A 10,267-nucleotide genomic window follows, 5' to 3' on the forward strand; every position below is an offset into this window, starting at 1 on the left:
TCAGCGGGAGGCGGCGTGCGCGGCGGCCTGGCGCTGGGACCAGACCCGGTCGGCGGCGTCGATGCTGGCACGTGAGCGCAGGTCGACGCCAGCCTTCTGGGCCGCGGCCCTGGCGGCGGCGGTCGTCAGGTCGGGCGCCCGGAACTGCTCTGGCGCGATGGAGGCGTCGACGCCGGCGTAGCGACGCTGTTGGGTGGCCAGCCGCTCGGCCGACAGCTCGGCGGTGCGCAGCGTGGCACCGTTGAGCGTGAAGGCGCTCCCCGTCAGCGGTGTGCTCACGAGGGGGGCGTAGCCGTCGCGGTGACCGGCGACGTTGGGGTGGTAGCTCTCGCCGACCGGGTTCGACAGCCCGTTGAGCCACTCGACGTCGTCGCACACGGCGTGGCCCACGAAGCGGCTGGTCGGGTTGGCGAACGTGAACCCCTTGGCGCCCGCCTGCGCCGACGTCTTGCTGTTGAGCAGGTCGGCCGTCTGGTTGAGCCGCGTCTCCTCGGCGGGGGAGAACCACGTGAAGGCGTTGCAGTCCTCGCCCTGGAAGATCCGCGGGTAGCCGACCACGACCACCTTGGCATTCGGCGCCTTCGTCTTGATGGAGGCGTACAACGTCGACAGCTTCGCCGGGAGGGTGTTGTTGATGATCGACTGCGCGGTGTCGATAGCCCCGTTGCAGTTGCTCATCCAGCCGGGCTGGGCACACTCCGTGAGGACGTCCGCGAAGCCGGCGTCGTTGCCACCGACCGAGATCGAGACCTGCGTGGTCGCGGCAGACAGCGCGCTCAGCTGCGTGTTGGTGACGTCGGCGACCTTGGCGCCCGAGCAGGCCCGGAAGTTGAGGGTCAGCCCCTTGCTCGCCGAGATGAGCGACGGGTAGGCGTAGACCGAGCGCTGGCACGAGGTGCCGTCGTTGATGTAGGTCCGGGTGCCGGTGCCGGAGGAGTACGAGTCGCCCAGTGCGACATAGGAGTTCGCAGCCTGGGCAGGTGCCGCTGAGACGGTGAGGGCGGCCGCGGCACCCAGTGCCGCGATCACGCCGAACGTGCGGGTCATCGACATTGACATCTCCCTGCAGTCCAGTGGATCGGTGAACGCACAGTAGGGCTGGGAAGGCGCCCGGGGCCGCCCAGCACGAAGTCGGGACCAACCCTTGTCAACTTCTTACCTGCGCGAGGAACTACCCGTCGACCACGGAACCAGGCGACACCAACATCGCCGGCCCGACAAGGGGTTGCTCTGGCGTCATCTGACCGCTGACCTGCGCAAACGTCGGGTTCTGAGTGGCGGCGCGGGCTTGCGTGGCATAGGAAGGGGGAAGCGGCGCGACACGGTGTCGCTGGACGACAGGGAGAACCAGCCATGACCGAAACCCCCCTGAACGAAGCAAGCGACGACGAGGGCGGCATCGGACCGTCCGACGGTGGTGCGGCAGGCATGCCGGGCAGCGCCGACGACGGTGGAGCCGACGGTGGWGCCGATGGCGGCGCGGACGGTGGCGCTGGTGAGGGCCCKGCCGATGGTGGCGCGAACCCCGATGGCCACGATGGCGGCGCCGACGGTGGTGCCGATGGCGGCGCCGACACGCAGGCGTAGCGACGACGTTCCCTGAGTCGGTGACTCGGTGACGACCACGTCACCGCACCGGGTGCCTGCCACCAGCGGTGGGCACCCGGCGCTGTCACGTCTGCTGGCCGTCCCGCCGGCCGAGTTCGAGCAGCGGTACTGGTCGCACGAACCCCTGCTCAGCCGGGCGGCGGACCTGCCGACGCCCTTCGACGACCTCTTCTCCGCGGAGGCGGTGGACGAGCTCGTCTCCGGTCGCGGGCTGCGGACGCCGTTCCTGCGGATGGCGCGTGAGGGCACGACGCTGGAGGACCGCAGCTTCACCCGCGGCGGAGGGATCGGCGCCGGCATCGGTGACCAGGCCAGCGACGACGCGGTCCTCCACCACTTCTCCGAGGGCGCGACCCTGGTCCTGCAGGGGCTGCACCGGACCTGGCGCCCGATCATCGACTTCTCCCAGGCCCTGGCAGCCGAGCTCGGCCATCCGGTGCAGGTCAACGCCTACGTCACCCCACCCGAGAACACCGGCTTCAGCGACCACTACGACGTCCACGACGTGTTCGTCCTGCAGATCGCGGGCGAGAAGAGGTGGCGGATCCGCCCACCCGTGCTCGAGCTGCCGCTGCGCGACGAGCCGTGGACGGACCGGCGAGCTGCCGTCGAGGAGGCCGCGCAGGCCAGGCCCCTGATCGAGGAGACCTTTGCCCCCGGTGACTGCCTCTACCTTCCTCGGGGCCACCTCCACTCGGCCTCTGCGCTCGGCGGTACGAGCATCCACCTCACCGTCGGCGTCCACGCCTGGACCCGCCGCCACGTGGCGGACGAGCTCGTCCGCGCCGCGGTGACGCGAGCCAGCCAGTCCCTCGAGCTGAGGGCGGCCCTGCCGTTGGGCACGGACCTGGTCGCGACCGGTCCGGACACCGACGACGTCGAAGCCGTGCGCGCGGCCCTGATCGAGGCGCTGGGGCAGGTGGACGCCGCTGACCTCCGCATCGGTCTGGCCGGTGCGGCACGCGCCGCCCAACGCCCGGCACCCCTGGCACCGCTGGCCCAGGCCGAGGCCGCGAACGCCCTCACAGCACGGTCCCGGGTGGCCGTCCGGGCCCACGTCGCGGCAACCCTCGTGCCCGCCGCCGGCGGACGCACCGTGCTGCGCAGCAGGGTCGGGTCCCACACGGTCGAGCGCACTGAGCTCGCTGCCGTCGAGCAGCTGCTCGCGTCGGGCTCGGCCGCGGCCGCAGACCTCGGCCTGGAGCTCACCCGCGCCCTCCTGCGCGCCGGCGTCGTCGTCCCTGCATGACCGCGCCACTGTGCTCGACGTCCGCGCGACGTCGGGGTGACCCCATGCTGGGCACCGCCGCGCCCGCGACGCGGTGGCTGCTCGTGGAGCACCCTGGCGGCTGGGCTCCGGCGGCCCTCGACAGCCCGGGCATCGACGACGCCGTGGCCGACCGGCTGCACCGGACGGCCCTGGCCGTCGGAGGGAGGGTCGTCCTCATCCGCCGACCCGGCAGGGCTGCGGTCCCGGGACCGCCGGAGCAGCGTCGCTGGACGGTCCTCGACCTCGACGGACGGCAGCAGTGGGGCACCTGGCGGCGGTCCGAGGACCTGCTCGCGGCCGCTTCGGCCCTGCTCCACGGCCCCGCCGACTCGGCGGGCGGACACCCGCCGGACCCGCTCTTCCTGGTCTGCACCCACGGCCGCCACGACGTCTGCTGTGCGGTCAGGGGGCGCCCGGTCGCCCAGGCGCTCGCGGTCCGCTGGCCGCAGCAGACGTGGGAGTGCACCCACATCGGCGGCGACCGGTTCGCCGCCAACCTGCTCGTCGTCCCCGACGGCACCGTCTACGGCGGCCTCGATGCGGCGAGCGCCGTCGACGTCGTGCAGGGCCACCTCTCGGGGTCGGTGGATCTCGAGCACCTGCGCGGGTTCTCGGCCCACCGCCCACCCGTTCAGGCCGCCCTTGCGGCGGTGCTACGAGCCCACGGCCCGGCGGCCGCCGGCGACGTGGTGCCCGGCGAGGTGGTCACGGACGGCGAGCTCTGGCGCGTCGAGGTGCTGGGCCGGGGAGCGGTGCCGGTGCGGTCGACGGTGACGGTCCGTCGCACCAGCCAGCCCGCCGCCCGGCTCACGTGCCGGGCCGAGGCCGACGCCACGGCATACGTGTGGACTGCCGTGGTCAGCGGGTCGAGCGGCCCGTCCCTCCAGCCCCTGTGAGGCGGCGCTCAGGCGACCCTGCCACCGCACGACGCCGAGCCGAGCCAGGTGTGTGGGTTGCCCTCCCAGCACCAGCCCAGCCTGGGGTGCCCCTTGCTCACCCAGAGAGCGGCAACGCGCTTGCTCGCGTCCCTTGCCCCGGGCAGGAAGAAGGCGTTGCGGTCCTTGAGGATTCCCGGCCACAGCGCGAGCAGGCTCACGCCCTCGTCGACCGTGAGCGGCGTGCGTCGCTCTGCCTCGATGAGCGGCACCGCGTCCTTGGCCCGCACGTCGAGGGTGGCCTTCCCGGTGTCCACGTCCGTGACGAGGTATGCCGCGTGGTCGGGGACATCCACGCCACCGATCGGGCGGTAGCCGGCGAGGTCGTCGGCGGTGTAGTCGGTCCAGCCGGTGGTGGCCTTCCAGTGAATCGTCGGCATGGCCTGGTCGGGACTGACCAGCCGCGACGACACGACCAGCGCGAACGGGATCCGGTCCTCAGTGCTGGCGGTGGCGTGAGCTGCCTTGTCCCGCAACGGTTCTACGAGTTCGAGGAACTCCGTCTCACCGACCCCCGCGAGGGTGGGGTACTTGGCCTCGAGGTAGGTCTCGAGCTGTCGGTCGAACTCGGCTGCGGTCACGGTTCTCCTCGATGCAGTGCGGGTGGCCGAGGTTCAACGTGGGGCGACCGTCACGCGTTCCCTGGTCGGCTCCACGGCGGGCCCGCAGGTCCGTGGCGTCGGGGTGCCGTCGGTCCCGGCGGCGGCGCCCTCGCCGGCGGGCGGCGCCGGGTCGGGAGCGCGTCCCTCGATCCGCGACCCGTTGATGAGGGTCACGTCGTCGTAGGCCGGGCGCCCTTCGATGACGTTGCGGAACTGGTAGCGCGTGAGCGAGGCCAGCCGGCAGTCCGTGCCGAACGTCGCGATGTCGAACGCCGACGGCTGGCCCGTGAGCTCCCCGGCATCCGCCTTGTCGCCGTTGCCAGCACCTCCTGTGTCCTCGCTCGCGATGAAGTGGCTGAACGGTCCACCGCCGGTGAAGGTGCCGACGCCGATCCGTGATCCCTCGAGCTGACTGGCGTGCAGGTGGCCGTTGACCCGGATCCCTGCGCGGGCAACGTCCTTGGCTGCCGACGGCTCGTGGGAGACGACGATGTCCGGGACAGGCTGGTCGGCCATCGCGGCGTTGAACCGCGCCGCCGCCGGCTTCTGCTTGGCGGCGTTGTTGGTGTTGTCGTCGCCGAACCACCGGGGATCGTTGAACCCGGCGATCCGCAGCCCGTGGATGCTCTCGACCGTGTAGGTCTGCGCGTCGGGCTCGAGCAGCACGACGTTGCGGACGGCGGCGAGCCGGTCCAGCAGCTCGCGGTCGACGTCGGACCGTCCGTCGTGGTTGCCCTTGACGAACAGGTACGGCACACCGAGGGAGGCAATGCCGCGGAAGAGGTCTGCTGCTTCCGCCTCGGTGGCGCTGCCGAAGTTCACCAGGTCGCCGGAGTCGATGACGGCGTCGATCCGCTCCTGCTCGACGATGGTCTTCATCAGGGCGTACTGGTTGGCGCCGTGGATGTCCGACACCAGGAGGATCCGCGCGGCCACCGGCTGGTCGAGCACCTGCGGCGAGTACTTGTCCTGGAGCGCGGAGGACAGCGCCAGGAGGTTCTTGAGGTAGGGCGTGACCTGCTCGGCCCTGGTCTCGACGCCCTCCAGGAGGTCGGCGTTGCGCTGGACCGTCCCGAGGATGCCGGTCGTCCTGAAGCTGTCGAGCCTTTCTGGCTGGTAGGTCACCCCGATCACCCCGAACGTCGCGACGCACGACGCGACCCACACGGAGGCGACCGCCGCGCTCCACCGCACCCGCGGCGCGCGCCGCCGCCACGCGGCATACCCACCGAGACAGAGGAGGGCGACGACGAGGGCACCTGCGGCGAACCGCCAGGCCAGGGCGATGGCGCCACCGCGGGCGGCGCGTTCGAGCTCGAGGGGGCCGGGTTGGAGGGACTGGATCGAGATGTTGGGGCGTGCGAGGAGGTCGGTGATGCGCTCCTTGACGTGCACCTGGGCGACCACACCGGGTGCCGGCACCAGTCCCGCGAAGTCCATCCGGATGTCACCGAAGATGGTCGGGCTCTGGATGGCCGAGACGTCGTTGGGGTCGAGCGACAGTCGCAGGTCCGCGCCGTAGTTGAGGGTGTCGGCGCTGCTCGGGAAGAGCGTCGTCGCGGCCACGCCGCCGCTGTTGCAGGCGACGAAGAGGACGACCAGCGCGCCGAGCCGCAGCAGCCACCGGGACACACGCCTCCACCGACGTGGGCTCTCGGGGGGCGTGCTCACCTCTCCACCGTAACGGGCGGCACCATTGGTCCACCCGCCACTCGCTGACGCCGGCTCATGGCCACCTCGTGGGCACCTCCTAGGCTTGCGGTATGCCGCGCAGCCTGGGGACGCTCGAAGGCCGCACCTTCGCGGCGGTGCTGTTCGACATGGACGGGACGCTGATCGACTCGATCCCCGTCGTGATCCGGTCGTGGGTGCGCTGGGCCCGGGAGGAGGGCGTCGACCCGCGCCGGCTGGCCGGCTTCCACGGGGTACCGGCGCGCGGCGTGATCTCGGCCCTGCTGCCGCCCGAGCGCGTGGACGCCGCGTTCCACCGGATCGAGGCGATCGAGATCGCGGACACCGAGGGAATCGCGATCCTGCCCGGCGCGCTCGACGCGCTCAACACCCTGCGTGCCGCGGGGACCGACGGCAGCGACCTCGCTGCCATCGCCACCTCGTGCACTCGTCCACTCGCAGACGCGCGGCTGGCCGCGACCGGGCTCCCGGCGCCGGCCGTCGTTGTGACCGCGAGCGACGTGGCGCAGGGCAAGCCGCATCCCGACCCCTTCCTGCTCGCCGCCGCCCGGCTGGGGGTGGACCCTGCCGACTGCCTCGTCGTGGAGGACGCGCCCGGCGGGCTCGAGGCGGCCCGGGCGGCGGGCTGCGCCACCCTGGCCGTCTCCACGACGACAGCGGTCGCGGACCTCATCGCGGACGCCGTGGTCGGCACGCTGGGGGACGTGCGGTTCTCCGTGGTGGCTGGCCGCGTTCGGGTGACGGCGGAGGCGACCGGCCCATAAGTTGGGCTCATGGACGCTGACGTCATCGTGGTCGGAGCCGGGCTGTCCGGACTCGTCGCTGCTGCCGAGGTCGCGGATGCAGGACGCCGTGTCCTCGTCCTCGACCAGGAGAGCGCTGCCAACCTCGGCGGGCAGGCGCACTGGTCCTTCGGCGGGCTGTTCCTCGTCGACAGCCCCGAGCAGCGGCGCATGGGCATCAAGGACAGTGTCGACCTGGCCTGGCAGGACTGGCAGGGCTCGGCGGGTTTCGACCGGCTCGAGGACCAGGACAAGTGGGGTGCCCAGTGGGCTCGCGCCTACGTCGACTTCGCCGCCGGGGAGAAGCGGTCCTGGCTGCACGAGCAGGGCATGCGGTTCTTCCCCGTCGTGGGCTGGGCCGAGCGCGGCGACGGGTCTGCGTCGGGGCACGGCAACTCGGTGCCGCGGTTCCACATCGTGTGGGGGACCGGACCGGGGGTGCTGGCGCCGTTCCTGAGGCGCGTCGCAGAGCACGTCGCGGCGGGCCGGATCGAGCTCCGGCACCGCCACCAGGTCGACGAGCTGGTCACCGCTGACGGCGCCGTCACCGGTGTGCGGGGCACCCGACTCGCCGACGACCCGGCCGAGCGCGGACGACCGACGAACCGGGACGCCGTCGGCGAGTTCGAGCTGACCGCGCAGGCAGTGGTGGTCACCAGCGGCGGCATCGGCGCCAACCACGACCTGGTCCGCGCCAACTGGCCCGAGCGGCTGGGCAGCGCTCCCGCACACATGCTGACGGGCGTCCCCGCGCACGTCGACGGCCGGATGCTGGCCATCGCAGAGGCCGCGGGTGGGCGCCTGGTCAACCGCGACCGGATGTGGCACTACGTCGAGGGCATCGAGAACTGGGACCCGATCTGGCCGTCCCACGCCATCCGCATCCTCCCCGGGCCCAGCTCCCTGTGGTTCGACGGGAACGGCGACCGCCTGCCGGCGCCGCTGTTCCCGGGCTTCGACACGCTCGGCACCTTGTCGCACCTGCGCCAGACCGGACACGACCACAGCTGGTTCATCCTCACGAAGAAGATCATCGGCAAGGAGTTCGCGCTGTCGGGGTCGGAGCAGAACCCCGACCTCACCGGCAAGTCGGTCAAGGACGTGCTCGGGCGGGCCCGGGCCGACATGCCCGGACCGGTTCGCGCCTTCCTCGACAAGGGCGCCGACTTCGTCTCGGCCGACACCCTCAGCGAGCTCGTGGCCAAGATGAATGCCCTCACCCCGGACGCCCCCCTCGACCTGGCCCACATCGAACGCCAGATCGTCGACCGTGACCGGCAGATCGACAACGACTTCTGCAAGGACGCCCAGGTCACCGCCGTGCGCGGGGCGCGAAACTACCGCGGAGACAAGCTGATCCGTACCGCGTCACCACACCGCATCCTCGACCCCAAGGCCGGCCCGCTCATCGCCGTGCGCCTCAACATCCTCACCCGCAAGACCCTCGGCGGCCTCGAGACAGACCTCTCCTCACGCGTCCTGTCCGCGTCGGGCGAGCCGGTGCCGGGACTGTATGCCGCGGGCGAAGTCGCCGGGTTCGGCGGCGGTGGGGTGCACGGGTACCGCGCGCTCGAGGGCACCTTCCTCGGAGGCTGCATCTTCTCGGGGCGCACCGCGGGCAGGGCTGCCGCGGCCGCCGTCAGCTGACGCGGCATACCCCGGCATTTCCTCCGCCCCCGCACGACGGCGTCGAGCGCGGCCCATGGGACCGGCGCGCGTTTCGTGACCTGAAGGGGCCGCGCCTCGTTGTCCGACCAAGAGCCGCACCTCTGGAGGATCACATGCACCGCATCAGCCCATCCGTTCGCGCCGTCCTGACCGGTCTCGCGGCCGCCGCCATCCTGGTCCCGTCGACGGCGGGAATCGCCTCGGCTCACGGAGACCATGGGAAGGACGCAGCGCGGGCGGCAGCGGCGCGTCAGGCCTACTCCGGCGGCACGAGCGTGCCCGTGGTGAACAGCCCGAACCTGCGCCTGGCGGCGAACTTCCCCGAGACGGCAGGCATCTCCGGCTGCTTCCTCAAGACGGCGCCGCTGTTCGTCATGTCCTCACTGGACTCGCTCAGCGTCTTCGACGTCAGTGATCCGGTCGCGCCCAAGCTGGTCGGCACGGTGCCCAACCTGGTCTTCGAGAACGAGGCGATCAACTGCGGCGAGCGCAAGACCGCTGCGGGTACCGAACGCTTTGCGCTCATCGGCGTGGACACCTACGACGTGTCCGCTGACATCCAGCACACCGCCGCGGCGGCTGGTGGCAAGGAGCTCATCGTCGTCGACGTCACTGACCCGACGAAGCCCCGACTGCGCTCGAGCGCGACGGCCACCACGAGCACGCACACGGTGGCCTGCGTCGACGACCGCGACTGCCGCTACGCCTACTCCGCAGGTGGGCGCACGAACTTCTCCATGATCGACCTCGACAACCTCGACGCACCGCACGAGGTCGACGCGGACCCGGCGACGGCCGGGGTGCAGCCCTTCGCCTCACCGAGCGGTGGGCACAAGTGGAACTTCGACAAGGCCGGCTACGCGACGCACACCGGCTACAACGGGTCGTCGATCTTCGACGTGCGCGACCCGCTCCACCCCCGCGTGGTCACGACCACTGGACTCGCCGGCCGCGGGCTCGAGACGGACGGCACCACCAAGAACGGGTACAACGACTTCATCCACCACAACTCGTTCCGCCCCAATGCCGAGGCCTTCGTCGCCGACGCAGCACCCAGCCTGGCCAACGGCAACATCCTGCTGGTCACCGAGGAGGACTACGAGCAGGTCGACTGCACCAAGTCCGGGTCGTTCCAGACCTGGTGGGTGAAGCGGCTCGACGGCACCCCGGACGCGATCGTTCCGCTCGACAAGGTCGAGCTGTCCGACCTGGGGTCGTTCCCGCTGCCCGTCGGAGCGTTCTGCTCGGCACACTGGTTCGACTTCCACCCGTCGGGAGTCGTCACCGTGGGCTTCTACGGCGGCGGGACCCAGCTGGTCGACGTCCGCGACCCGCGCGACATCAAGCCGTACGGCCACGCCGTCTGGGGTGCATCGGAGGTCTGGGACTCCTACTGGGTGCCGGACTACACCAAGCACGACGTCCGAACCGACCGCAAGACCAACGTCGTGTACTCGGTGGACCTGGTCCGTGGACTCGATGTCTACACCGCTGACCTGCCCGGTGGGTCGACCACGTCGTCAGCGTCACCGATCCTGCCCAGCGGCATGCTGCCCTGAGGGCCGGGCTGCCGCAGCCGCCGCCAGCTGACGCGGCATACCCCGGCTTCCTCCGCCCGCACGCCCGCACGCCCGCCCGCACGCAGCAACCTTTGCTAGCAAACGAAACTGGATGGCGGACAGGTTGCAACCTGTCCGCCATCGAGCAACC

At 71.4% G+C, this 10,267-nt stretch carries 9 protein-coding genes; 6 read left to right on the forward strand and 3 right to left on the reverse strand.

The window, feature by feature from the left end:
* Positions 1 to 1,053 carry an SGNH/GDSL hydrolase family protein gene (locus tag AC1DVZ_RS03855; protein WP_477616862.1) on the reverse strand — a complete coding sequence of 351 codons (1,053 nt, stop codon included), beginning with the start codon at positions 1,051 to 1,053 and terminating at the stop codon, positions 1 to 3.
* A gap of 300 nt (positions 1,054 to 1,353) precedes the next feature.
* Here AC1DVZ_RS03855 and AC1DVZ_RS03860 point away from each other — a divergent pair, with 300 nt between their 5' ends.
* The 3 genes from AC1DVZ_RS03860 to AC1DVZ_RS03870 are packed head-to-tail and all read left to right on the forward strand — an operon-like array spanning position 1,354 to position 3,774.
* A complete protein-coding gene (locus AC1DVZ_RS03860; protein WP_477616863.1) occupies positions 1,354 to 1,587 on the forward strand; it encodes a hypothetical protein in 234 nt (77 codons plus the stop codon).
* A gap of 28 nt (positions 1,588 to 1,615) precedes the next feature.
* Positions 1,616 to 2,857: a cupin domain-containing protein gene (locus tag AC1DVZ_RS03865; protein ID WP_477616864.1), complete on the forward strand. Its 1,242-nt coding sequence runs from the start codon at positions 1,616 to 1,618 to the stop codon at positions 2,855 to 2,857.
* Entirely contained in the window at positions 2,854 to 3,774 is a 921-nt protein-coding gene (locus AC1DVZ_RS03870) for a sucrase ferredoxin (protein ID WP_477616865.1), read from the forward strand. The genes AC1DVZ_RS03865 and AC1DVZ_RS03870 overlap by 4 nt, the downstream gene beginning before the upstream one ends.
* An 8-nt stretch (positions 3,775 to 3,782) precedes the next feature.
* Here AC1DVZ_RS03870 and AC1DVZ_RS03875 read toward each other — a convergent pair whose 3' ends face one another.
* Entirely contained in the window at positions 3,783 to 4,394 is a 612-nt protein-coding gene (locus AC1DVZ_RS03875) for a DUF5701 family protein (protein WP_477616866.1), read from the reverse strand.
* 33 nt (positions 4,395 to 4,427) lie between these two features.
* The gene (locus AC1DVZ_RS03880) at positions 4,428 to 6,086 is read right to left on the reverse strand and encodes a metallophosphoesterase family protein (protein WP_477616867.1); all 1,659 of its coding nucleotides are present in this window, start codon (positions 6,084 to 6,086) and stop codon (positions 4,428 to 4,430) included.
* Positions 6,087 to 6,178: 92 nt separating this feature from the next.
* Between AC1DVZ_RS03880 and AC1DVZ_RS03885 the strand changes: the two genes are divergently transcribed.
* The 3 genes from AC1DVZ_RS03885 (at position 6,179) to AC1DVZ_RS03895 (ending at position 10,116) form a co-directional block, all read left to right on the forward strand.
* A complete protein-coding gene (locus AC1DVZ_RS03885; protein ID WP_477616868.1) occupies positions 6,179 to 6,871 on the forward strand; it encodes an HAD-IA family hydrolase in 693 nt (230 codons plus the stop codon).
* 9 nt (positions 6,872 to 6,880) lie between these two features.
* Positions 6,881 to 8,536, forward strand: coding sequence for an FAD-binding dehydrogenase (locus AC1DVZ_RS03890; RefSeq protein WP_477616869.1), 1,656 nt, complete (start codon positions 6,881 to 6,883; stop codon positions 8,534 to 8,536).
* Positions 8,537 to 8,670: 134 nt separating this feature from the next.
* Positions 8,671 to 10,116 carry an LVIVD repeat-containing protein gene (locus tag AC1DVZ_RS03895; RefSeq protein WP_477616870.1) on the forward strand — a complete coding sequence of 482 codons (1,446 nt, stop codon included), beginning with the start codon at positions 8,671 to 8,673 and terminating at the stop codon, positions 10,114 to 10,116.
* Positions 10,117 to 10,267: the final 151 nt, after the last annotated feature.

The organism is Pedococcus sp. P2_E5 (genome assembly GCF_056403895.1).